At 64.6% G+C, this 19248-nt stretch carries 33 protein-coding genes and 1 tRNA gene; 15 read left to right on the top strand and 19 right to left on the bottom strand.

Annotated features, from left to right (window positions below):
- Complete coding sequence (locus tag ACO2SS_RS11410; RefSeq protein WP_423277762.1) at positions 1–549, bottom strand: DUF3828 domain-containing protein; 549 nt, start codon at positions 547–549, stop codon at positions 1–3.
- Between the two features lie 395 nt (positions 550–944).
- Here ACO2SS_RS11410 and ACO2SS_RS11405 point away from each other — a divergent pair, with 395 nt between their 5' ends.
- Complete coding sequence (locus ACO2SS_RS11405; RefSeq protein WP_423277761.1) at positions 945–2504, top strand: 2-isopropylmalate synthase; 1560 nt, start codon at positions 945–947, stop codon at positions 2502–2504.
- Positions 2505–2627: 123 nt separating this feature from the next.
- Here ACO2SS_RS11405 and ACO2SS_RS11400 read toward each other — a convergent pair whose 3' ends face one another.
- Complete coding sequence (locus ACO2SS_RS11400; protein WP_423277760.1) at positions 2628–4361, bottom strand: hemolysin; 1734 nt, start codon at positions 4359–4361, stop codon at positions 2628–2630.
- 414 nt (positions 4362–4775) lie between these two features.
- On the opposite strand from ACO2SS_RS11400, the gene ACO2SS_RS11395 reads away from it, so the two are divergent.
- Positions 4776–4851, top strand: a tRNA-Lys gene (locus ACO2SS_RS11395).
- A 57-nt stretch (positions 4852–4908) separates the two neighbouring features.
- Here ACO2SS_RS11395 and ACO2SS_RS11390 read toward each other — a convergent pair.
- From ACO2SS_RS11390 to ACO2SS_RS11310, 17 genes are all read right to left on the bottom strand, one after another.
- Positions 4909–6117 carry a hypothetical protein gene (locus ACO2SS_RS11390; RefSeq protein WP_423277759.1) on the bottom strand — a complete coding sequence of 403 codons (1209 nt, stop codon included), beginning with the start codon at positions 6115–6117 and terminating at the stop codon, positions 4909–4911.
- Positions 6117–6383 (bottom strand): hypothetical protein, encoded by a 267-nt coding sequence (locus ACO2SS_RS11385; RefSeq protein WP_423277758.1) that lies wholly within the window; start codon positions 6381–6383, stop codon positions 6117–6119. The genes ACO2SS_RS11390 and ACO2SS_RS11385 overlap by 1 nt, the downstream gene beginning before the upstream one ends.
- Positions 6376–6648, bottom strand: coding sequence for a hypothetical protein (locus tag ACO2SS_RS11380; RefSeq protein WP_423277757.1), 273 nt, complete (start codon positions 6646–6648; stop codon positions 6376–6378). Before ACO2SS_RS11380 ends, ACO2SS_RS11385 begins: the two co-directional genes overlap by 8 nt.
- Entirely contained in the window at positions 6641–6910 is a 270-nt protein-coding gene (locus tag ACO2SS_RS11375) for a hypothetical protein (protein WP_423277756.1), read from the bottom strand. Before ACO2SS_RS11375 ends, ACO2SS_RS11380 begins: the two co-directional genes overlap by 8 nt.
- On the bottom strand, positions 6900–7751 hold the full coding sequence (locus ACO2SS_RS11370) for a hypothetical protein (protein ID WP_423277755.1): 852 nt from the start codon (positions 7749–7751) through the stop codon (positions 6900–6902). Before ACO2SS_RS11370 ends, ACO2SS_RS11375 begins: the two co-directional genes overlap by 11 nt.
- A gap of 1 nt (position 7752) precedes the next feature.
- Positions 7753–8163, bottom strand: a complete 411-nt coding sequence (locus ACO2SS_RS11365) for an HNH endonuclease (protein ID WP_423277754.1) — start codon at positions 8161–8163, stop codon at positions 7753–7755.
- Positions 8160–8606, bottom strand: coding sequence for a DUF1367 family protein (locus ACO2SS_RS11360; protein ID WP_423277753.1), 447 nt, complete (start codon positions 8604–8606; stop codon positions 8160–8162). Before ACO2SS_RS11360 ends, ACO2SS_RS11365 begins: the two co-directional genes overlap by 4 nt.
- Complete coding sequence (locus ACO2SS_RS11355; protein WP_423277752.1) at positions 8603–9205, bottom strand: hypothetical protein; 603 nt, start codon at positions 9203–9205, stop codon at positions 8603–8605. The genes ACO2SS_RS11360 and ACO2SS_RS11355 overlap by 4 nt, the downstream gene beginning before the upstream one ends.
- 2 nt (positions 9206–9207) lie before the next feature.
- Positions 9208–10110: an ATP-binding protein gene (locus ACO2SS_RS11350; RefSeq protein WP_423277751.1), complete on the bottom strand. Its 903-nt coding sequence runs from the start codon at positions 10108–10110 to the stop codon at positions 9208–9210.
- The gene (locus ACO2SS_RS11345) at positions 10082–10228 is read right to left on the bottom strand and encodes a hypothetical protein (RefSeq protein ID WP_423277750.1); all 147 of its coding nucleotides are present in this window, start codon (positions 10226–10228) and stop codon (positions 10082–10084) included. Before ACO2SS_RS11345 ends, ACO2SS_RS11350 begins: the two co-directional genes overlap by 29 nt.
- A 105-nt stretch (positions 10229–10333) precedes the next feature.
- Positions 10334–10564, bottom strand: coding sequence for a hypothetical protein (locus ACO2SS_RS11340; protein ID WP_423277749.1), 231 nt, complete (start codon positions 10562–10564; stop codon positions 10334–10336).
- A 130-nt stretch (positions 10565–10694) separates the two neighbouring features.
- Positions 10695–11006, bottom strand: coding sequence for a hypothetical protein (locus ACO2SS_RS11335; protein ID WP_423277748.1), 312 nt, complete (start codon positions 11004–11006; stop codon positions 10695–10697).
- Positions 11007–11016: 10 nt separating this feature from the next.
- Positions 11017–11145 carry a hypothetical protein gene (locus ACO2SS_RS11330; RefSeq protein ID WP_423277747.1) on the bottom strand — a complete coding sequence of 43 codons (129 nt, stop codon included), beginning with the start codon at positions 11143–11145 and terminating at the stop codon, positions 11017–11019.
- Positions 11142–11516, bottom strand: a complete 375-nt coding sequence (locus tag ACO2SS_RS11325) for a hypothetical protein (protein WP_423277746.1) — start codon at positions 11514–11516, stop codon at positions 11142–11144. The genes ACO2SS_RS11330 and ACO2SS_RS11325 overlap by 4 nt, the downstream gene beginning before the upstream one ends.
- A complete protein-coding gene (locus ACO2SS_RS11320) occupies positions 11517–11864 on the bottom strand; it encodes a hypothetical protein (RefSeq protein ID WP_423277745.1) in 348 nt (115 codons plus the stop codon). It abuts the gene before it with no gap.
- Positions 11864–12265 carry a hypothetical protein gene (locus ACO2SS_RS11315; RefSeq protein ID WP_423277744.1) on the bottom strand — a complete coding sequence of 134 codons (402 nt, stop codon included), beginning with the start codon at positions 12263–12265 and terminating at the stop codon, positions 11864–11866. The genes ACO2SS_RS11320 and ACO2SS_RS11315 overlap by 1 nt, the downstream gene beginning before the upstream one ends.
- A gap of 85 nt (positions 12266–12350) precedes the next feature.
- Positions 12351–12830, bottom strand: a complete 480-nt coding sequence (locus tag ACO2SS_RS11310) for a S24 family peptidase (RefSeq protein WP_423277824.1) — start codon at positions 12828–12830, stop codon at positions 12351–12353.
- A 310-nt stretch (positions 12831–13140) separates the two neighbouring features.
- Here ACO2SS_RS11310 and ACO2SS_RS11305 point away from each other — a divergent pair, with 310 nt between their 5' ends.
- The 13 genes from ACO2SS_RS11305 (at position 13141) to ACO2SS_RS11245 (ending at position 19247) form a co-directional block, all read left to right on the top strand.
- Positions 13141–13401, top strand: a complete 261-nt coding sequence (locus ACO2SS_RS11305; RefSeq protein WP_423277743.1) for a hypothetical protein — start codon at positions 13141–13143, stop codon at positions 13399–13401.
- The gene (locus ACO2SS_RS11300; protein WP_423277742.1) at positions 13398–13721 is read left to right on the top strand and encodes a hypothetical protein; all 324 of its coding nucleotides are present in this window, start codon (positions 13398–13400) and stop codon (positions 13719–13721) included. The genes ACO2SS_RS11305 and ACO2SS_RS11300 overlap by 4 nt, the downstream gene beginning before the upstream one ends.
- Positions 13722–13958 carry a hypothetical protein gene (locus tag ACO2SS_RS11295; protein ID WP_423277741.1) on the top strand — a complete coding sequence of 79 codons (237 nt, stop codon included), beginning with the start codon at positions 13722–13724 and terminating at the stop codon, positions 13956–13958. It begins immediately after the preceding gene.
- Positions 13958–14083: a hypothetical protein gene (locus ACO2SS_RS11290; protein ID WP_423277740.1), complete on the top strand. Its 126-nt coding sequence runs from the start codon at positions 13958–13960 to the stop codon at positions 14081–14083. The genes ACO2SS_RS11295 and ACO2SS_RS11290 overlap by 1 nt, the downstream gene beginning before the upstream one ends.
- A 385-nt stretch (positions 14084–14468) precedes the next feature.
- Positions 14469–14855 carry a hypothetical protein gene (locus ACO2SS_RS11285; RefSeq protein WP_423277739.1) on the top strand — a complete coding sequence of 129 codons (387 nt, stop codon included), beginning with the start codon at positions 14469–14471 and terminating at the stop codon, positions 14853–14855.
- On the top strand, positions 14852–15070 hold the full coding sequence (locus ACO2SS_RS11280; RefSeq protein ID WP_423277738.1) for a hypothetical protein: 219 nt from the start codon (positions 14852–14854) through the stop codon (positions 15068–15070). The genes ACO2SS_RS11285 and ACO2SS_RS11280 overlap by 4 nt, the downstream gene beginning before the upstream one ends.
- Positions 15067–15663 carry a helix-turn-helix domain-containing protein gene (locus ACO2SS_RS11275; RefSeq protein WP_423277737.1) on the top strand — a complete coding sequence of 199 codons (597 nt, stop codon included), beginning with the start codon at positions 15067–15069 and terminating at the stop codon, positions 15661–15663. Before ACO2SS_RS11280 ends, ACO2SS_RS11275 begins: the two co-directional genes overlap by 4 nt.
- Positions 15660–16022 carry a hypothetical protein gene (locus ACO2SS_RS11270; RefSeq protein WP_423277736.1) on the top strand — a complete coding sequence of 121 codons (363 nt, stop codon included), beginning with the start codon at positions 15660–15662 and terminating at the stop codon, positions 16020–16022. Before ACO2SS_RS11275 ends, ACO2SS_RS11270 begins: the two co-directional genes overlap by 4 nt.
- On the top strand, positions 16019–16876 hold the full coding sequence (locus tag ACO2SS_RS11265) for a DNA cytosine methyltransferase (RefSeq protein ID WP_423277735.1): 858 nt from the start codon (positions 16019–16021) through the stop codon (positions 16874–16876). The genes ACO2SS_RS11270 and ACO2SS_RS11265 overlap by 4 nt, the downstream gene beginning before the upstream one ends.
- The gene (locus ACO2SS_RS11260; RefSeq protein ID WP_423277734.1) at positions 16873–17589 is read left to right on the top strand and encodes a hypothetical protein; all 717 of its coding nucleotides are present in this window, start codon (positions 16873–16875) and stop codon (positions 17587–17589) included. The genes ACO2SS_RS11265 and ACO2SS_RS11260 overlap by 4 nt, the downstream gene beginning before the upstream one ends.
- Positions 17589–18347, top strand: a complete 759-nt coding sequence (locus ACO2SS_RS11255) for a hypothetical protein (protein ID WP_423277733.1) — start codon at positions 17589–17591, stop codon at positions 18345–18347. The genes ACO2SS_RS11260 and ACO2SS_RS11255 overlap by 1 nt, the downstream gene beginning before the upstream one ends.
- A complete protein-coding gene (locus ACO2SS_RS11250; RefSeq protein WP_423277732.1) occupies positions 18256–18855 on the top strand; it encodes a hypothetical protein in 600 nt (199 codons plus the stop codon). The genes ACO2SS_RS11255 and ACO2SS_RS11250 overlap by 92 nt, the downstream gene beginning before the upstream one ends.
- Positions 18852–19247, top strand: coding sequence for a hypothetical protein (locus tag ACO2SS_RS11245; RefSeq protein ID WP_423277730.1), 396 nt, complete (start codon positions 18852–18854; stop codon positions 19245–19247). The genes ACO2SS_RS11250 and ACO2SS_RS11245 overlap by 4 nt, the downstream gene beginning before the upstream one ends.
- Position 19248: the final 1 nt, after the last annotated feature.

Here is a 19248-nt window from a genome sequence, read left to right as displayed (position 1 = left end):
TCAGCGCTGGACGGGCTTGCCGTGAGAGGCGAGTTGCTCGCCCAGCAGGGCTCGCAGGGACCAGGCTTCGGGCCCCTTCTGTTCCGTCGAGGCGATCTCGTCGATCAACCAGCGGCCCTGCTGGTGTCGCAGAGTATACCGTATTGCCGCCTGCGCACCTTCGGGTGCCTGGCCATGTCTGAGTTCTACGCGGACCACGGCTCTCGCGGCCATACGCTCCTCGACCCGGACGGCGAAGCTCTTAAGGTTCGGATCCTGCGAGGCGGTTACCGGGTCGAAGCCGGGCGGCATCTGTTCGCCCTTCGGTGTGGCCTTCTCCGCTCGGTCCCAGAGCTCGGCCAAGTCCCGGGTGAAGTGAGCCCGGCGATCGCGGGACGTGAGCCACACGAACTGCCCCCCGCCATCCCCTTTGCCGGCGGCCGCACGACGATAGATCGCCGTGATCGCGTCGCCTGGGTCGCTACCTACCTCCCTCGCAGGGACGGGCAGAGCCAGGACGAGCGCAAGCAAGAGCGCGGGATAGCGCAAGCCGCGGCTGGGGTAAGACATCGTTCTGCTGCGCTCGAAAGGGGGCTGGGCAGGAAGGCCTAGCACCCGAATGCTAAGCACACCTTGTTGAGGTTTCGTGCCAGGCTGTAGAGCGGCGGCCTCAACTTGATCGGCGCGCAGCACTTGCCCAAGAGGCGCGGGGCGGTTTACATGGAGCCTGCGGGCAGGGTGCCCGCCTTGGAACGCGCCCCGTGAGCCGTCTCGGCACCGGACATCGCCTGCAACTCGCCGCCCTCCGGGCGGAGCTGCCGGCGCGCGCGTCCCTCCTTCTTCCGGGTCTTCTGCTTATCAGCCCCTGAGGGCCGGCTGGGCTGCGTGCCTGGGCGCTCAGGGGATCGAACCGAACCCGAGAGCGCGGGAACGCGCGGAAACGTCCAGCTTCAAGGCCTAGATCCATGACCAGCACGAACCCGACAGCCAAGGACCGCGTCGTCATTTTCGACACGACGCTGCGTGACGGCGAGCAGTGTCCCGGCGCCACCATGACGTTCGAGGAGAAGCTCGCGGTTGCCGACCTCCTCGACACGATGGGCGTCGACATCATCGAGGCAGGCTATCCCGCTGCCTCCAACGGCGATTTCGAGGCCGTATCCGAGATCGCGCGCCGGATGAAGAACGCCGTCGTGGCGGGACTCGCCCGCACGGCCCAGAACGACATCGACCGCGCCGGCGAGGCGGTTCGAAACGCCAGGCGGCCCCGCATCCATACCTTCGTGTCCACCTCGCCCGTGCACATGAAGTACAAGCTGCAGAAGAGCCCGGACGAAGTGCTGGCGATGTCGATCGCTTCGGTTACCCGGGCGCGCAATTTCGTCGACGACGTGGAGTGGTCGGCGGAGGACGGCACGCGTACGGAGATCGATTTTCTGTGCCGCTGCGTCGAGGCCGTGATCAAGGCAGGCGCGACCACGGTCAACATTCCGGACACGGTCGGCTACACGACACCGGACGAGTACCGGGCCCTCTTCCGCACCGTGCGTGAGCGCGTACCGAACTCGGACAAGGCGGTGTTTTCCGTCCATTGCCACAACGATCTCGGCATGGCGGTGGCGAATTCCCTCGCGGGCGTGGAGGGCGGCGCGCGTCAGATCGAGTGCACCATCAACGGCATCGGCGAGCGGGCGGGCAATGCCGCGCTCGAGGAAGTCGTGATGGCGATGCGGGTACGCGCCGACGTCTATGGCTACGAGACGGGTATCGACTCGACCATGCTGACGCGCGCCTCGAAGCTCGTGGCGGCCGCAACCTCCTTCCCGGTGCAGTACAACAAGGCGATCGTCGGCCGGAACGCCTTCGCGCACGAGAGCGGCATCCATCAGGACGGGATGCTGAAGCACACCCAGACTTACGAGATCATGGAGCCGCAGACGGTCGGCGTGACCAAGACCTCGCTCGTCATGGGCAAGCATTCGGGCCGCGCGGCGTTTCGCTCGAAGCTCGAGGAGATGGGCTACCGGCTCTCGGACAACCAGCTCCAGGACGCCTTCGCCCGGTTCAAGGACCTCGCCGACCGCAAGAAGGTTGTCTACGACGAGGATATCGAGGCGCTCGTCGACGAGAACATCGCGACTGCGCACGACCGCGTCCGGCTTGTCTCGCTCACGGTGATCGCCGGCACCCGCGGCCCGCAGCGTGCCACGCTGCGCCTCGACATCGATGGCCAGAAGGTGACCGAGGAGGCTGACGGCAACGGCCCGGTGGATGCGGTGTTCAACGCCATCAAGGCGCTCGTCCCGCACGAGGCGGTACTCGAGCTCTATCAGGTTCACGCCGTGACGGAGGGAACGGACGCTCAGGCGGAAGTTTCGGTGCGGCTCAGCTCGGACGGCCGCTCCGTCACCTCGCGGGGCGCCGATCCTGACACTCTGGTCGCCTCCGCCAAGGCCTATCTCGGCGCGCTCAACAAACTCATCGCCGGCACGAGCCGGATGCACGCCCAGCACGCCGCCGAATAAGGCGGACGATGCGGGTGGCCCAGCAGCCCGCAGAATAGGAGCCGCGGGCGGCCTTGGTCCGCCCGCGGCTTTTCGAGGTGGCGGCCAGCTACGATAGCAGGCCGCCACTTTGCGCCGACGGCTTCAGACGAACAGGAAGTCGTGATCGCTGAGGTGCGACAACTTCACGTCGTTGAGCACCAGGTGATCGGAGCCGCTGTCGATCCAGACATCGCCGTCCACGCTCCGAGCGTCCTGCATGAGCGTGTCGAAATCGGCGAACATGCTCTTTTCGATCTGGATATAGTCCTGGCTCCAGCCACGGGCCTGGAAGTCCTGCACGTAGTCCATGCCGTTCCCGGCCTTGAAGACGAACGTGTCGGACCCCTTGCCGCCCCAAAGGTAGTCGGTGCCGGCGCCACCATCGATCGTGTCGCGGCCGCTGCCGCCGTTGATGATGTCGTCACCTTCCAGGCCGAACAGCTTGTCGTTGCCGCCAAGCCCGTAGATCTTCTCGCTCGAAGACGTTCCGGTCAGCGTGTTCGAACGCCAGTTGCCGGTGATGTTCGGCCCGGTGTCACCTGTCTCTGGAAGCGCCGGCTCGGACGGGACCGGGGGGGTGTCCGGCGTTTCCGGCTCAGTCGGGGTCTCCGACGTTGGCGGCTCGGTGGGATCGCCCGGGAGCTCGGATCCTGGAGCCTCGGTGGGATCGCCCGGGAGCTCGGACCCTGGAGCCTCGGTGGTATCACCCGGAAGCTCGGATGCCGGAGGCTCGGAAGGCTCCGCCGGGGTCTCGGGCGCCGGTGGCGTCGCGGGTTCCGTTGGGGTCTCGGACACCGGCGGTTGCGACGGTGTCGTCGGGTGATCGGGCTCCGGGCTGCCCGGGACAGGGCTCGTCACCTCGCCGCTCCGGGTGGAGACCATGACGGCCGAGGCATCCCCGCTTTTTGTCCAGTCGAACACGTTCTGGATGCGATCGACCGGCGTTGCGCCCGAATCTTCCTGCATCTGGATCGTGTCGCTGCCCTCGTCCCAAGCGATGTTGTTCGGGTTGCCCGGGTTCGTATAGGTCGCGTTCGTGAAATGGACGCCGTCGCCCGCCGAGGCGAAGATGAGGGCGTTCGACATGCTGCCGCCGCGTCCCTGATCCTCGGCGATGTTGTCGAAGGATCGGACATGGTCGAACGTGACGTTGTTCGAGTAGGAGCTGAACGCTCCGTTCATCATGTGGATCGCGTCGATGTACTCGGCCCGGCTGCCCTCCGAGTTGCCCTCGAACATCACCCCGACGCCGCTGACGGCGTTGTTGCCGTCGATCACGCCATGCGAGATCACGGTGTTCGGGCTGTCGATCACGGAGATGTTGTCCTCCGGATGCGAGTTGTTCGGGTCGTTGTAGTTGTAGAAGTGGGTCAGCGTGCTGTTCGGCGAGCCGACAAACTGGACGAGCTGCCCTGCAGGGAAGGGACCCTGCATGTTGTAGCCTTCGATGTAGGACAGCTGAGTGGCCGGCGACTGGCCGGCATAGATCCCGACTTCGCTGCCCTGGAAGGTCACGTGATCGACCTTGAGGCCGTTCACCTCAACGGCGAAGATGCCCGGCGCTCCATTCACCGGGTCGCCACCGCCGTTTCCGGTGGGCTGGGCCGAGTTGACGATCAGGCTGTCCGAGACGGTGAGATTGCTGACGCCCTCGGCGGCAATCCCGTTGCCGGCTGCGTTGTGGATGATGACGTTTCGGATCGTGACGTTATCGTGGTTGACGGTGATCGCGTCGCCATTTGCGACCCAGATCTCTAGATTTTCAATGACTTGACCGTTGCTCGTCGTGGTGATCGGCGAGGTCGTGTAAGTAAGTCCAGATTGCGTCTCTGGCATTAAACCATCCTAAGCTGGGGATCGTCGCAGGATCGGCGCGACGAGGGCCTTTGGTCGTCCAATTGCGGCTAGAATGTGTCATTTCGTCGATTTACTGTAAGAAATTTACCGCTTGATTGTAGTGTTCCGTTGATGTACTGCCGTGGCGAAATTAAGTACTTGTGACGATACTTTACCGCCGGAAGGTGTAGGTCGAGGATCTAGATAGATCGTGTGATTTTCGTCCCGCGCGTCGCCGCCTGCAGCGAGATGGGCTCGCATCCGATTCGGTCGACCAGTGGCTAGCCTGTTGGGAAAACCCGACCCGGAAGCGCGGTGCGAAAACACCCGGAATCGTTTCGAGGCGGGTGGACATCCCGGATCGGGTTTGCTAATCCGGCGCCTCCTCGAGAGGCCACGGCCGAGCGAGTGGTCGGGTGTATAGCTCAGTTGGTAGAGCAGCTGACTCTTAATCAGCGGGTCCAAGGTTCGAATCCTTGTACACCCACCAATCTTCTCAAGGACTTAGAGCAGATCTAAACCGCCGTTCTGACAAGCGGTCACCGGCTCATTCTGACAAACCTCCCCCTTTCGTTCTCGCGTCCCTGCGTTTCCGAGCCCCGGTGACGCGTTGCTTTTCCGTCACCTGAGCGTACCTGAGCAGCGCGGCCGTCGTGAGGTGGCCGCTGAGAGCCCGAAGCTGGGCGTCGGTCAGGTCGGCGTCTGCCCCCTCGACATTCCCCCCATGCCTCAGGCCCATGAATTTGGCCTCGTCCGGTATCCCGGCGGCTTCCCGCAGCTTCGCGACCCGGTGCCGAAAGTAGTCCACCTTCCAAGGAAGGTGAACCTTGGTCTTTCGATCCGGTGTGTCGCGTGTCACGATCAGGGAGCCGCGCCGTTGCACTGTCCCTAGTCTCGACATAAGCTCAGGCCATAACGCCGAACCATCGACATCATACAGCGGAACGTCTACGAGTTCACCTGTTTTGTGGTGAAATATCTTCGCGACATTCGGGTTTGACGCGGGCTGGTAGTGAGCCCAGCTCAGGCGCCCCAGGATGTCCTCCTGCCGCTGGAGCCAGAAATAGGCTATCATGCAGGCCGTGCCGATCGACGGCTCCCCGGCCTTGTCTGCTGCCGCTACCAGCTTCATCATCTCGGCAAACGAGACCGGCCGCGTCGGCTTTGCCTTGTATTTCAGCCCCATTTTCGCGAACGGGTTCGCGCTCGGCACGACTGTCGAATGCGCGCGGTGGGCCACGCCCCAAGCGCGCTGGCAGACTCGCATGGCGAGGATCGCCGTCCGCTTCCGCTCGCTCCCGTCCTTCGCGATCTTCAGCTTCTCGTGGAGCCGGTCGGCGGCGCCGGGCGTGATGCTCGCGATCCCGAGCGCCCCGAACGTGCGGCCGTCCTTCAGCTTGTGTCCGGAGACAAGCGCCAGCACGGCGTCGTAGCCCTTGCGGGTCTTCTCCTCCTTGGAGGTGTACTGAGGCGATCCCTTGTAGACCTCGACCATCCAATCGAAGGTGCCGAACCGGGCCGAAACGCGCTGCTCCTCGATCTCTCCCCTGCGGCGCCAGGCATCGAACTGAGGGTTGAGCACGTCGTCGCAGCGCTGTTTGGCGGCGGCGTAGTCCGTCCCCAGCGCTTCCCGCTTCAACGGGCAGGCCTTCTTCATTGCCCAGGTCGGCGGGTTCCAGTAATAGGCCACGCCGCCCTTCCTGAGCGGCTTGCCGAGCATGTAGCTCGGCCATCCAGCGGGCTTGCGTCGCGGCATCAGATCAGGCTCTCGATGCTCTCGGGCAGGAGCCGCGTATCAATCCGCAGACCGTGCCCCCGGGCAATGTCCTGGTCGAGCTTGTGGCGGTGCCACTTCGGCAGCATGCCCTTCTCGCGCCGTGGCTTCGAGTAGAAGCCGGCCTCCACCTTGGCCTTGAAGGCGTCGACGCTCGGCTCATCGCAATAGGCCGCCGCCGTCTCAGCCCGCATCTCGAGAGGCCAGGACCCGAGCGGGATCGAGATAGGTCGGCCCGCCTTACCCATCGGCCGCGCCCCCATCGTGGCTGGAGAGGGCGAGGCGGCAACTTTCGCGGTAGCGGCGGGCCGCTGCCATCGCCTCTTCCTTGGTCGCAAACCCGTCCTGGGGATCGTCACTGTTTCGGACGCACTCCCCCGCGAGCTTGGGGAGATATCGCGGGTTATCGATCGCCTCCGCGAGCGAGCGCCCAAGCAGGACGAGGCGATACCCAGCCCGCGCGTTCGCGAACCGAAGCGCCTTTACGCGCTGCTCTCTCGTCAGCTCAGGCATTCCGATCCTCCTGGAGGGCGAGGCGGCAGCTGCCGGCTTCGGTGATGCGTAGATGGGCGATGTTGCCGCCTCTGTGGATCGCGAACGGGCTCGGCATGGGGACGATCTCGACCAAGTCCTCCCGCGTGAGCCGGTCCACGACGCCAGCGTTGACCTTCTGACGGGGCAGAGGGGCTTTCGCGATGTCCCGCAGCACCTGCACCGCATGGCGGGTGAGCGGATGCGTCTTCGTCCCGTTCAGTGGGCGCCTCTCACCTTTCATCGTCGTTCCCCCGTGTCTGCGTGGCTTGGGCCGTGAGAGAGCGTGAGCGGATGGCGGCGAGCACCGCATCGGCTAGGCGTTCGCAGGTGACAGGGCCTAGAACGATCCCGCCGCGTTCGTCGTGGTCGAACGGGAAGCGCGAAATGGTCTGAGCGACGACTATCCGCTCCTCCGCGACGGCCTTCAGCCCCCGCCCTGCGTCTTGCAGGATCGTCTCCCGTCTCGGGGAGCCGTCAGGGTTCTCCCCACGCTGGCGGGCGTGAGCATCGGCGAGGAGGACGCCGTATTCGGGTCGGGCAACCTTCCACCCGGCAGCTGGAGCACGGGAGAGGAGGGCCATGACGGCGCGGGCCGGGTGGAGCCTGGTAAGCCGCTCGTATTCAGCGCGTGCCTCTTTCCGGCTTTCCGAGATGAAGATCGAGTGGCCCCAGGTCGGGCTGCTCGGGTCGCGGAAATCGCGTACATGGTGCGGGGCGCGGTCTCCGTAACTGCTGTAGTCGTAGAGGCCGTACGGCCCCTCGCGATCGGGACACATGGCCTCCTCGATCGCCTTCGCGATCTCCTCCTCGTCCACCCCCGCTCCGATCGGGCTCGGGTGGATTTCCTCTCCGACCCCGCCATCGAGGTACGAGTCGGCGGGCTTATATGCTACGAGCGGGAGAGAGGCGGTGAGGCACGCCCTGGCGCATCGCCGGAAGTTTTCGGCGTCCCCTGGGGCGTCACGAGTGCCGGCGAGCCACTCCTCTTCGGTGAGGCTGGCTCCGGCCGAGACGTTGCATATGGCAAGCGCTCCAGCCTCCACCGCCTCGTCGCTCAGCTTCAGATCTACTGTTGTCGCCATTTCAATCTGACCCTTTTCCGGTGGCGGTGAGATCCCAGGGGTTCCAGACCCGCAGGGGCGCGGAGGCGTAGTTCTTCGGGGTCTTGCGGGGGCGGCTGGGGATCGAACTCTTGGGGCGTATGGCGCCTGTGTGCTTGTCTCGCTGGCGATCCGACTTCCGGATCATCCGAATATCCAGGGCCGTCTTGGCCTTGTGACAGGGGGAGCAGAGCAGCCGGCCGTTAGCGATCGTCGGCTTGCCCCCGAGCTGCACCGGGAGGATGTGGTCGACCTCGCCTTCGCCCCTCTTCAGGGCGGCGCCGCAGGCTGGGTTCTCGCAGTGGTGGACCCGCGTCTCCGCATCCCAAGCGCGGTCGAAGATCGCCGCCCGGTCCTTCCGAGAGAACTCGTCCCTGTGGGAGCGGCGGGTCATGCTGCCCTCGCGTGTTCAGCGAGAGCGCCATTGACCTCAGCGTTCAGGGCCTCGACATCCACGCCAAGATGCTCGGACAGAGCCTGAATGGCCTTGGCGTACCACGCCTCAAACCGCTCCTGTGACATGGCCGCGAAGCTGATGCTGGCCGGCACCGGGTAGGGCATGCCGGACAGCGCAGAGACGCGGGTCTCGAACAGGCCGGTTGCGAGCTTCAGATCCTCTAAGAGGACGGTCGAGTCGGCCCACCTGTCCGTCTGTTCCAAGGTCACGTTCAGGAGCGCGAACAGCTTCCTGTGGTGCTTCGGGTTGCGAGGACGGCGAACCGTCAGCAGAACCGTGCTGCCGATCGCCACCTTGTTCATGGCGTCTTCGGCCATGATGTCGGCCGGAACGAAGCCTTGCGGGCGACGGATGAAGGCGCGGGCGTCGAGGTCGCTCACGACAGCCGCTCCGGCATGTGGACGCTCAGGAACTCGACGAAGGCCGAGAGCTCCCGCTGGATGTCGTCGCCCATGCCCGGGTAGCGGTGCATGGTGAGCTTGTGCAGGTGGTTGATCGTGTAGTGACGGTCGCCCGTCTCGCGCCCCTCAAACACGTTCCAGCGGAAGAGATCGGCCCCGAAGATGTCGAGATAGATCCGCCACTGGTAGCTGCCCAGGAAGCGCTCAGGGTCGTACCGAGACGTGAACTTGTGGTCGTCGATGCGACGGCCAAGGACCGCGTCGACCTTACCGACGAGCGTGACGGCGTGCCCCCCGATCTCGTATTCGCGGGTCGCCTTCATTTCCCGCGTAGGCGGGATGTCCAGTTCTTCGTCGAAGGCGAAGGTAAACCGGAAGCCATCCGAGACGACCTCGTCCATGCTCCCGTCCCGGCACGTCTCCAGGGCGGCGTGCAGAGCCGTCCCCGCCAGCATCGCCTCTGACGGGGGCTCCTGACGACGCAGCCGGGCCAGAAGCCCAGCGAGGTCGCCTTCCTCGTCCGCCATGAAGTAGCGGAACGAGTCGATATCGGAGGCGCTGACGCGGATAGCTGCCATGGTCAGGCCGCCATCTTCGGCAGAGCGTAGGTGCCGCTCTCCTTGTGAAACTCGAGCCCGAGCGCGTTGGCCTTGTCGCGCACCATGATCTTGCACGCCTGGCTGGCGTTGCGGGCGCGGCCGAGAATGCCGTTCAGCTCCTGGGCTGAGTTGACGCCGGCCAGAGTGGTGCGGAACCATTCCTGCTCGGCCGCGGCCTCGCGCTGCGCTTCCGTCTGCTCGTTCAGGCGATCCTTCGTCATCTGGATGACTCCGGCCAGGAAGCCGTCGAATGCAGGCGAGCCGAGCGGGGGGATGTCGAGCGGCTCCAGCCCGCCTGGGTTCTTCCCGAATGCCGCATCGGTGGGGGAGAACAGCAGCCGTCGCTTGCCGTTCGTGATGACGATCCGGCCCATGGCGTCAGCGGTCTTGTAGACCTCGCCCTTGGAGCCGCCCTGAACGTCAAGGCGCTCGATCACGTCGTCGCCGCTGCGCTGTTCGTCCATGTGGGCGATCAGCACCACGTCCTTGCCGAAGCTGTTCAGGAGCTTAAGGAAGGCGCCGAAGCGGGACTTGAGCTCGCCGTAGCCTTGGAGGGTCAGGGCGCCGCCCCGGCCATGCTTCGGGTTAGCTCGGATGATGTCGACCGTGAGCGCATCGAGCGCCCGGCCCGCCGTGTCCACGATGACCGTCTTGAACGGAGCGAGGTCGTCAGCCGTGATGCCGGCCACGTCAGCCCACGAAGAGACGCGGACCACATCCTTGCGGTTCGGCGCGCGGTGGCTGCCGTTGTCGAAGTCGAGCAACAGCGGGTCCTCTGCCGTGAAGGCAACGGAGGTCTTGCTGATGCCGGGTGGGCCGTAGATCACCATGTTCAGGCGATCCACGGTGATGGGGTCAGCTGCGCGAACGATTTTCAGAGGCATTGGTCTTCTCCTTCGGAGGCAGAGGCCGGCGGACGCCGGAGGCGACTTCGCGTTTGACGCGGTCGGTGGTCTCGCGGCGTTTGATCTTCTCGAAGCGCTGCATGAGGCTTTCAGCCATTGGCCAGGCGCCTCCGTGCTGCTCGGATGAGAGCCCAGCCACAGACCCCCGCTACGAGCGGGATGCCGTAGATGACGAAGGCGAAGGCGTAGGGAGCGGGGTCGGTCATGCGCCTGCTTCCCGGAGAGCGGCGTCGATCTCGTCCAATACTTGGAAGATCGGGTCGTCGCCGGCGATGTCGCTGGAGCGAACCATGCCGGCGTAACGGCGCGCCTTCTTCAGCGCCTCGACGAGCGCTTCCTTCTGCCTGCGGAGGAGGGAGAGTTCCGCTTCGACGCGCGCCTGAAGGGCTTCGATCTCAGCGCGATCGGCTCGGAACTGCTCCAGCCCGCCCACCTGTGTCTCTGAAGATCCGGTCATGACAGAACCCTCGCGATGTAGAACGGGTAGTGCAGCAGAACGACAGCCAGTAGTCTGATGAGGAGGCGGTCGAGTTGCTCCAAGCTGAGGGAGGGGAGGAGGAAGGTCATGCTTCCTGCCTCCGCTTGCTCGGGTACTTCGTCAGCATCGCTTGGAAGATGCTGATGTCGGTCTGGACGACAGGGCGGAAGCGGCGCTGCCCAAAGGCAGGCTCAAGTAACCCAGTTCTCAAGCGAAGTAGTGGGTTTCTGATTTCGTCGAGACGGAGATATACTGCCCCGTCGTGGTCAAACAGCTCGCGGACGGTGTAGGTCACCCCGGCCCGTGGTATCTCCACGGGTTCATAGTTTGCGCGAACCGCTTCCCAGCGCGGGAAGTCTCCATCCACGCACACGACCTTCTGCCCGACGTAGAACATCAGAGCGCTCCTATTGCGGGATGATGCGGGCCTGGACGCCGTGTGCTCTGCAGCGGCGAAGCAGGCGGTCGGCGTCTACGAGCGAGAGCCCGCAGACGTAGTGGCGGAGGGTTCGCACCCCGTAGCGGAGCCGGGTCATGCCGCGGCTCCCGTAATCTCGGTTGCCGGGTGCGTGTCCACGACGACGAGGTTGACGCTCAGCGAGCCGAACTCCGCGATCCATTCCAGAGCTTCCCTGCGGATGTCGAAGCGCGGGGCAGACAGGATCGGGGCGTTCGAGCCGTCGCCCTTGTGCAGCCCGATCGCGTACCGGCCTTCTCCGTGGAGATAGACCGACTTCGCCGCCTCGATGCATTGGGACAGGTGAGCCCGGACGGGCGCGTAGACCAGCCGGTCCTGATGCGGGTCCGTCGAGAAGCTGGCATCCATCTGCCGCTTGAGGTCGGTGTAGACCTCAGAGCGGTAGAAGCGCTCCAGAGCTTCGGCGTGCTGAGGGGACAGCGCGTTCATCTAGCGCTCTCCCGTCTCTGTCTCGGAGGGCGACGGCTGGCTGTTCAGAGCCTCGATGATCGGCCAGAGGACCGGGTGCGCCTCGACGTCATCGACCCACTCGACCTCGAACCCGTTCGGGTAGTGCGCCGCATATACGTCGTGCTTCCAGGTGCAATGACCGTCCGCGCCCATGTCGTGCCGCGCCCAGAAGGGGGCCGATGAGCAATGACCGGCGGGGAGGACTGTCCCGTCTTCCGCGATCGCGGCGCCAAAGTAACCCATCGGGCCGGAGCCGTTCACGAAGGCATAGACCTTCGGCTTCGTCTCGCCCGCCTTCGTGCCTGACATGGGGGAGGGGGAGGGCATCAGAGCGCTCCCTCGATGTAGTCGGCGATCTCGGGGAACGACTTGCCGTCGGCGAAGCCAAGCCCATCGTTCATCGCCACTAGACTTGGGGTATCCTCGTAGAGCCCCAACTCGTGCTCGACGTAGAGCGGCAGCTCGCGATCATTCAAGATCTCGGCGTGACCTTCACCGTCGGGCACGACGACCAGGAGCCTATCGTCAGCCTCTTCGATGCGGATGCCGAGCTTGGTAGCGAGTTCGTCCTTCGCGACGTGGCACAGCACGCCCAGGCAGCAGTATCCTTTGCTGTCCTTGAGGGTGCCCGTCGTTTGCTTGAACTCCCCGCTCCGCAGCGCCGCGACCCAGCGCGCCTTCAGCTCAGGGTCTAGCTTCCTCTCACTCTCTCCGGCTGCGCTTCGCATGGCTCATCTCCGTGATGAGCCCATTTAGCGCTATGTATCGCTACGTGTCAACACGTTATGACACGTCGTTCCATTTTTTGTATCGCTAGTCGGTGGATGACGACACGATGCGGTGGACCGCGACGACATCCGCTAGCTCGAAGGTCATCTGTTTCTCTGGGTTGAGCTGCTCGACGGTGATCGACACTTCGCTCGTGCGGACTAGGCGCTTGATGTAGCCCACAACTGCGTCGCTGGCGGTTCGCACCTGCAGAACCACGAAGTCCCCGCGGCGGGCTGGCTTGCTCGGGTGGACGTAGACAGTCTCGCCCGCGAAGTAGCGAGGCTCCATACTGTCCCCGACTACATACACAGCATAGGCTTCCGGCACCGAAAGCAAAGCTGGAGGGCATGCAACATCATCCACGGGCGCGTTCGTCCATGAAAAAGCGCCGCCGGGTCCGGCTTGTGCGCTGCCAAATACGGGAAGTCTTTTGACGCTAGTTGTTGTTATTTCTGGTCCTATGACAGCATTTGGCTGTGGCGCGGGCGGGCGCGTCAAGACCTTTATTGAGCCGCCACCCATCGTCCCTCGACCATAGTATAACCAGTCGGTCGAGACGCCGTACGCTGCGGCATACTCCTTCGCCCGCGTCAATTTAAAGTCTCGCGATCCGTTCTCGTGCGAACGGTACGTGGACGCAACCCAGCCATGCGCGCGCGAGCCAGCGTCTGCTGAATCGAATCCCGCGGCCTCCCTTGCTTGCTTCAGGCGATCGCTTCGTCCGGCCAAGCCGTCCTCCGGGTGTCTCATGGAATCGGTTCCCCCGGTTAGCGCCTGCAGCGTAGCGAAAGGGGTTGCACGTATCGCTACTTACTGATACGGTACGGGACAAATGAGCACGCCCCGAACCGTATCCGAGCTTATCCAGCTCTTTGGCACCGCCGAGAAATTCGGCGCCGCCATCGGGCTGAAAACATACTCGCACGGGCGCATCATGAAGATGCGCAACAGCGTACCACGCCGGCACTGGGACAACGTCGTCCTGGCCGCGAGCCGACTGGGGATCGAGGGCATCAATCATCGGGTGCTCGAACGCATCCACGAAGCGTCGTCCCGCCCCACTCCCCAACCCGAAGAGGGGAGAGCTGCGTGATGGGGCTCTCCGCCGAGCGCGCTCGCGAGATCGCGGACACCGTCGACGCGTACGACCAGCAGCTCGCCGATGCCCAGGAGGGCAAGCGCGAGACCTTCGAGACGCTTCGCAACGAACTGGCCAACGCCGGCATGGACAAGCAGGCGGTCAAGAACGTGATCGCCGCGTTCAAGCGCGCCATCCGGGTCCGGCAGATGCGCCGCTCCGCTCCCGAGAAGCTGTCGGCTGAGGAGGAGCGGGAAGCTCTCGCCCTCGAATACCTCGACCTGATCGACGCGGCTCGCGCGCCGCGCGCCACGTACGCACGCGAGGCCGCCTAGATGAGCGACGAGGCTGCAGAACATCGTCATCGCCTGCTCGTTCAGCGGGTCCTCAGGCTGATGGACGGCAAGCCGGTCGATGAGACCATGACGGCGATGCAGACCGTCGTCGGGCACATCCTCTGCGATGTCTCGGACAGCGAGGACCAGGCCATCAGAGGCTTTGAAGCGTGGTCCGCGGACGTGCGCGAGCTGATCAGCCGCGTATCCGCCCGCCACCACCGGAGGGCCAACTGATGATCTCCACATTTTGGCTCCTCATCGCCGGCGTCATCCTTCTCGCTGTCGAGTGGTTCGCGCGAGAGATCCAGGCCGCCCCGCTCATCGCTGATCTCGATGCTGACGAGAGCCTCCAGCGATGAACGCGCACAGCCTCTCCAGCACTCGGCGCACGTGCTCCCGCACGGCGTTCGCCTCACCGTTTCCCATTCCCAGTCACCGTGCCGGACTCCCGTGGCAGCCCAGGACGAAGGGGCGCACACGAAAGTGCAAGGGTCGGCTCATCGCGCGCCGGAGCAACACGGTGAACATCGGACCGCGCCAAGCCGACCAATTCGTTACGACCGCCCGAGCGGGGGAGGGGCTTGCAGGCCTCGTTGATCCCGCTCGGGCGTCGAACGCTTTCCTCACGTCGTGGCGTCACGCCGGCAAGCAGATCCGCCACGACATCTCCAAGTCTGATCCAGCCCAAGTCCTCCAAGTGTGTGCCCTCCAACGCGACCACCTTCGCACTGGAGTTCTCGCGTCATGGACAACCGGCATTTCCATTCGCTGCAAACGGCCATGAGCACCGTTCCCGTCGCCAGTTCATACGCGCGGCAGCTCGTCGAAGCTGAGCAGCGCGTCGTGGGCGGCAACATCAAAGCCGCGATCAAGAGCGTGGCGCGCAAGCTGAAGCGTCCGGCCGGCACGGTCTGGAACCTTCTCTTCCGCGTCCCGAAGGAAGTCTCCGCAGACCTTTTCTTCGCGCTTGAAGAAGCCGTCGAGAGGAAGGTCGAACGTCAGATCAAGGATCTTGAGAATGAGCTTGCGGCGATCCGCGCGTCTCGTCGGCGTCTCAATCCGCGCGTCGTTGAGGACATTGAGACGACGATTGAAGGTCTTCGGAAGGCTCTTCGGGAGGAAGCATCATGAAGCCTAGCGTCTACATCCGCATCGACAAGGCGAACGTCGTCGGCTGGCACGAGTTCGGCCGGCACGTGATGGCCCTCTGGAACGTCGGACGGAACACGGCCGAGATCACTCAACAGCTCAACCACGACTGGAAGAGCGAGATCAGCGAGGCGACCGTCGCGAACTACCTCGCATACGTGCGGGACCAGAAGGCCGGCATGGGAGCCGCCGCATGATCCCGCATCACCCTGAAGCACGCTTCCAGACGCCTCAAGAACTCGTCTCGTTCTGCAAGCGGGAATACGCCCGCCTGCAACCGGCCGGCTCTCGCTACCCCTATGCCATCGGTAGGGCGGCCGGCGAGCCGACCACAATCGAGGAAATGCGCGCACGGGTGATCGAGTCTCGGCAGCGGATTGAAGGCGCCGCCCGTCGCCACGCCGCGCAGGAAGCCGCCAAACGAACCGAAGCGGCTAGGCAGGCGAAAGCCGAACTCACGAAAGCGGCCAAGTACGCCATCGACCTTCTGGCGAAGGACTTCGCTCCTCCGGCCCCCCTTGAGCCGCCGCGGCGCATCATTGCCCGCGTCGCCCGGCGATACGGCGTCACGCCGGAAGCCATACTCGGTACGAGCCACTCTGCACGGATCGTCGCGATCCGGTGGGAGGCAATCCGGCTCGTCAGGCGGGCCCATCCGCACAGAAGCCTCCCCTGGATCGGGCAACAGTTCAACCGCGATCACAGCACGATCATGCACGCGCTCCGGAAGATGGGCGAGCCAACCGCCTCGATGCCGCTGGCGGCTGTCGAGAGAAAGGCCGCGGCATGAAGCTCCGCGAGTCCTCCATCCAATCCGCCGTCATCGCCCACTGGCGGGCTCTCGGCTACCCGGACACGCTCGTCGCCGCAATCCCGAACGCCCGCGCCTTCGGTCAGGCTGGCCTCACCAAGGGCCTCCCCGACCTGATGGTCATCGGCGGCAAGGTAGTCCCGGTCGGGTTCATCGAGCTCAAGGCGGCCAAGGGCGCTGAGCGGCCGGAGCAGGCCGCCATCCGCCGCCTCTGCACGGCTCACGGCGTCCCCTGCGTCCTCACCCGCGGCCTCGATGAGCCAATCACCATCCTGGAGCAATGGGGCGTCGTGCGCCCTCGCTCTCGATCCGTCCTTCCGACTGCGGAGGCAGCATGAGCAAGCTCCGTGTCCTCGACCTCTTCTCGGGCATCGGCGGCTTCTCGCTCGGCCTGGAGCGGACGGGCGGCTTCGAGACCGTTGCCTTCTGCGAAATCGAACCCTTCCCCAGGCGCGTGCTCGCGAAGCACTGGCCCAACGTGCCGATCTACGAGGATGTCAGAGAGCTCTCCGCAGAACGCCTCGCCGCAGATGGAATTGTGGTCGATGTCATCTGCGGAGGGTTCCCCTGCCAGGACATCTCCGTTGCCGGCAAGGGTGCCGGCCTGGACGGCGAGCGCAGCGGCCTTTGGTCGGAAATCGCCCGACTTGCTGGCGAACTTCGACCCCGCTTCGTCATCGTGGAGAACGTCGCAGCGCTGCTTGGTCGAGGGCTGGACCGTGTTCTCGGAGACCTGGCCGCGCTCGGGTTTGATGCGGAGTGGCATTGCATACCGGCTTCCGCCCTTGGTGCCCCTCACCGACGAGATCGCTTCTGGCTCGTGGCCTACGCCGCAGGCGAGGTCGGCGCCAGACTGCCCAGCGGAACGGCGGCGCAAGTCACCCTCTCTCGCGGCACGCGTGGCAATGTGGCCTACGCCGGCGGCCTCAGACGCAGACAAGTGGAACAACAAGTCCGTGGCCGAGCGGAAGGCTGGGGGGCAGCAGATCAGGCTCTCCAACGCAGTTACGCCCGAGGGCGGGAGTGGTGGTCTTCTGAACCCGACGTGGGTCGAGTGGCTCATGGGGTTCCCGCCCGGGTGGACCGACTGCGAGCGCTCGGCAACGCCGTCGTCCCGCAAATCCCAGAGCTGATCGGGAGAGCCATTCTCGCATCTCTCGCCTCTCCCACTCACCAAGAGAGGGCAGCATGAACGAACGCGAAGAGCGTCGCATCCGCTTTGATGATTGCCCGTGCGGGTCTGGCGAGACCGGCTGGACGCTGAAGGACAACCCGCGCGTGATGGTCTGCGCCTACTGCAAGGAAGATAGACTGCGCTATCCGATAGAGCCTGTAGCGCAGGCCTCAGACGAGGGTATCGCAACCGCCAGCGGCGGGGCCGAGCTTCAGCTCGAGGTCGCCGTAAACCGCTTTCGAGATCGGTGCGCTGCATTCGGCGTCAGCAGCCAGATGGCTGAGAAGGCCATTGAGAGGGCTCGCGCGGACTGGGCTCGTGCCTATGAGGTTCTGGAGAGCCCCATAGAGCGCCGCCTGCTCGCTTGGCTCATGTTCGAGGACTACACCAGCGAGCTTTTCGCTGGGGCGCCAGCTGCTGTTCACGTAGAAGGCGACGCCCTACTCCCGAAGAGCAGCGTAATTGTTTCGCCGCAGATGAAGTTCGGCAGGTTTCGGCTGGACTTCCTGGTCACCGCCAGGATCAGGGGCAGCCTCCGGCATGTCGCTGTCGAGTGTGACGGTGCCGAATATCATGACGCAGCGAAAGATGCCGAGCGGGACGCGTACTTCCTGAGCTGGGGCATCCCGACCGTGCGAGCCGGAGGGCAGGAGCTTTACCGCGCTCCGCAGGCCGTATCAGCGAAGGTCGCGGACATCATCATCGCTTGGACCGACGAGGGGAAGCGCTGATGGCCCGCATTCGCTCCATCAAGCCGGAATTCCCGCAATCGGAGACGATCGGGAAACTGTCTCGGGATGCCCGACTGCTCTTCATCATGCTCTGGACCATCGTTGATGATGAGGGGAGGGCTCGCGCGGCCTCGCGAATGCTCGCGAGCCTTCTCTTCCCGTACGACGACGACGCCCCGGCCTCGATCGAAGGGTGGCTTGCGGAACTTGAGCGCGAGAGCTGCATCCGCCGTTACGAGGTAGATGGCAGCCGCTACTTGGACATCCCTAACTGGTTGAAACACCAGAAGATCGACAAGGCCAGCAAGTCGAAACTACCTCAGTTCGACGACGCCTCGCGAACAGTCGCGAAACCTCGCGAGCCTTCGACGCCTGATCTAGGATCTAGGATCAAGGATCATTCCGAAGCTGACGCTTCGGGCGCTGAGGCGCCGGAACCCACCGACCCCATCGAACGGGCTTGGAAGCTAGGCGTCCCCATCCTGGTAGCCATGAAGGTCAACGAGCGGGATGCGCGCTCGAATGTCGGCCGCTGGCTTCGGGATACCCAGAACGATGGCGGGCGTGTCCTGGCCGCGATCCAGCGGGCCAGAGACCATGGGACGGAAGACCCCATCCCTCTAGTCGGCCGCATCCTCAAACCCGTTCACCGCCCCGAGAAGCGCAATGGAACAGCTTTCAAAGACGCTTTCGACGATCTCCGGCAACAGGTACGCGCCGCCGAAGACCGACCGTTGCTCGCCCTCCGCAGCCATTGAGTACGCAGCAACGCTGATGGGCTTCTTCCCGGCAGCAGATATCTCCGACCCGCGGGTGTTCGCGACCGGGCTGTCTGCCGTGCTGAGTGACTACCCGGAAGAGGTCGTGAGGCGCGTTGTCGATCCGCGCACGGGCTTGCCGGGGCGCCTGAAATGGGCGCCACGCATTGCTGAGGTACGTGAAGCCTGCGAAGCGGAGATGGAGCCCATTCGCAAGCGCTGGCAGCGCGAGCGGGAGGCGCACGAGCGGCGCAAACTTCTGCCCGAGAACACGGGGCCGCGGCCAACTCTCGAAGAATTGCAAGCTCGTTGTGGCGGGCCGGACTGGGGACTTCAGCGCACGCCAAAGCCGGGCGCCGGCCCTCAGACCATCGCCGAGTGCGAGGCGAAGATCGAGGAGTGGAAGACCCGCTCCCCCTTCGACGATGTGCCGAACTTCGCCGAGGAATGCGCGAAGCTCATGAAGCACATGGACGAGCGCGCGGCGAGGCGGAAGGCTGCCGAGTGAGCTACGTCCAGATCCATGCTCCCATGAGCGGCTACATGGCTCGGGCGGCGCTGAGCCTCTGCCCGGTCTACCGCTCGTGGCGGGATGGCTGGCCGAAGGGGACGGCTCAGCGATCGATGCACCACGCCAGGCTGAAGGCGCGGCAACTCGAGATCGCCATCCACCGGGTCGGGCGGGACCTGTCGCAGATGCGGGAGCGAGGCTGGCTCGAGCCGGAGGAGGGGCGCCGGTACCACCCGCTTGAGGTCCAGGCGGTGAACCGAATGCTCGCTCTCCGGGAGAGGATGTTCAAGGCGCACGATCACGCGGACAGGATCTCGCGCAAGCTCAAGACCGACAGACAATCGCTCTGGGAAGAGCATCAACGCGCTCTACGCGCTCAGGAAGGGTGAG

Source organism: Enterovirga sp. CN4-39, from assembly GCF_049446235.1.
Classification (GTDB): Bacteria; Pseudomonadota; Alphaproteobacteria; order Rhizobiales; family Beijerinckiaceae; genus Enterovirga.
This window is presented reverse-complemented; position numbering and strand designations above follow the sequence as displayed.

Bases quoted from the DNA above. Each gene is read 5' to 3' on its own strand.
- ACO2SS_RS11275 (WP_423277737.1), top strand. From the start codon at position 15,067: ATGATCCCGCATCACCCTGAAGCACGCTTCCAGACGCCTCAAGAACTC.
- ACO2SS_RS11280 (WP_423277738.1), top strand. From the start codon at position 14,852: ATGAAGCCTAGCGTCTACATCCGCATCGACAAGGCGAACGTCGTCGGC.
- ACO2SS_RS11370 (WP_423277755.1), bottom strand. From the start codon at position 7,751: ATGGCGACAACAGTAGATCTGAAGCTGAGCGACGAGGCGGTGGAGGCT.
- ACO2SS_RS11375 (WP_423277756.1), bottom strand. From the start codon at position 6,910: ATGAAAGGTGAGAGGCGCCCACTGAACGGGACGAAGACGCATCCGCTC.
- ACO2SS_RS11265 (WP_423277735.1), top strand. From the start codon at position 16,019: ATGAGCAAGCTCCGTGTCCTCGACCTCTTCTCGGGCATCGGCGGCTTC.
- ACO2SS_RS11355 (WP_423277752.1), bottom strand. From the start codon at position 9,205: ATGGCAGCTATCCGCGTCAGCGCCTCCGATATCGACTCGTTCCGCTAC.
- ACO2SS_RS11400 (WP_423277760.1), bottom strand. From the start codon at position 4,361: ATGCCAGAGACGCAATCTGGACTTACTTACACGACCTCGCCGATCACC.
- ACO2SS_RS11325 (WP_423277746.1), bottom strand. From the start codon at position 11,516: ATGAACGCGCTGTCCCCTCAGCACGCCGAAGCTCTGGAGCGCTTCTAC.
- ACO2SS_RS11365 (WP_423277754.1), bottom strand. From the start codon at position 8,163: ATGACCCGCCGCTCCCACAGGGACGAGTTCTCTCGGAAGGACCGGGCG.
- ACO2SS_RS11410 (WP_423277762.1), bottom strand. From the start codon at position 549: ATGTCTTACCCCAGCCGCGGCTTGCGCTATCCCGCGCTCTTGCTTGCG.
- ACO2SS_RS11405 (WP_423277761.1), top strand. From the start codon at position 945: ATGACCAGCACGAACCCGACAGCCAAGGACCGCGTCGTCATTTTCGAC.
- ACO2SS_RS11270 (WP_423277736.1), top strand. From the start codon at position 15,660: ATGAAGCTCCGCGAGTCCTCCATCCAATCCGCCGTCATCGCCCACTGG.
- ACO2SS_RS11310 (WP_423277824.1), bottom strand. From the start codon at position 12,830: ATGGGTGGCGGCTCAATAAAGGTCTTGACGCGCCCGCCCGCGCCACAG.
- ACO2SS_RS11255 (WP_423277733.1), top strand. From the start codon at position 17,589: ATGGCCCGCATTCGCTCCATCAAGCCGGAATTCCCGCAATCGGAGACG.
- ACO2SS_RS11335 (WP_423277748.1), bottom strand. From the start codon at position 11,006: ATGTTCTACGTCGGGCAGAAGGTCGTGTGCGTGGATGGAGACTTCCCG.
- ACO2SS_RS11290 (WP_423277740.1), top strand. From the start codon at position 13,958: ATGATCTCCACATTTTGGCTCCTCATCGCCGGCGTCATCCTTCTCGCT.
- ACO2SS_RS11350 (WP_423277751.1), bottom strand. From the start codon at position 10,110: ATGCCTCTGAAAATCGTTCGCGCAGCTGACCCCATCACCGTGGATCGC.
- ACO2SS_RS11320 (WP_423277745.1), bottom strand. From the start codon at position 11,864: ATGCCCTCCCCCTCCCCCATGTCAGGCACGAAGGCGGGCGAGACGAAG.
- ACO2SS_RS11285 (WP_423277739.1), top strand. From the start codon at position 14,469: ATGGACAACCGGCATTTCCATTCGCTGCAAACGGCCATGAGCACCGTT.
- ACO2SS_RS11250 (WP_423277732.1), top strand. From the start codon at position 18,256: ATGGAACAGCTTTCAAAGACGCTTTCGACGATCTCCGGCAACAGGTAC.
- ACO2SS_RS11330 (WP_423277747.1), bottom strand. From the start codon at position 11,145: ATGACCCGGCTCCGCTACGGGGTGCGAACCCTCCGCCACTACGTCTGC.
- ACO2SS_RS11385 (WP_423277758.1), bottom strand. From the start codon at position 6,383: ATGGGTAAGGCGGGCCGACCTATCTCGATCCCGCTCGGGTCCTGGCCT.
- ACO2SS_RS11380 (WP_423277757.1), bottom strand. From the start codon at position 6,648: ATGCCTGAGCTGACGAGAGAGCAGCGCGTAAAGGCGCTTCGGTTCGCG.
- ACO2SS_RS11345 (WP_423277750.1), bottom strand. From the start codon at position 10,228: ATGGCTGAAAGCCTCATGCAGCGCTTCGAGAAGATCAAACGCCGCGAG.
- ACO2SS_RS11390 (WP_423277759.1), bottom strand. From the start codon at position 6,117: ATGCCGCGACGCAAGCCCGCTGGATGGCCGAGCTACATGCTCGGCAAG.
- ACO2SS_RS11260 (WP_423277734.1), top strand. From the start codon at position 16,873: ATGAACGAACGCGAAGAGCGTCGCATCCGCTTTGATGATTGCCCGTGC.
- ACO2SS_RS11305 (WP_423277743.1), top strand. From the start codon at position 13,141: ATGAGCACGCCCCGAACCGTATCCGAGCTTATCCAGCTCTTTGGCACC.
- ACO2SS_RS11295 (WP_423277741.1), top strand. From the start codon at position 13,722: ATGAGCGACGAGGCTGCAGAACATCGTCATCGCCTGCTCGTTCAGCGG.
- ACO2SS_RS11315 (WP_423277744.1), bottom strand. From the start codon at position 12,265: ATGCGAAGCGCAGCCGGAGAGAGTGAGAGGAAGCTAGACCCTGAGCTG.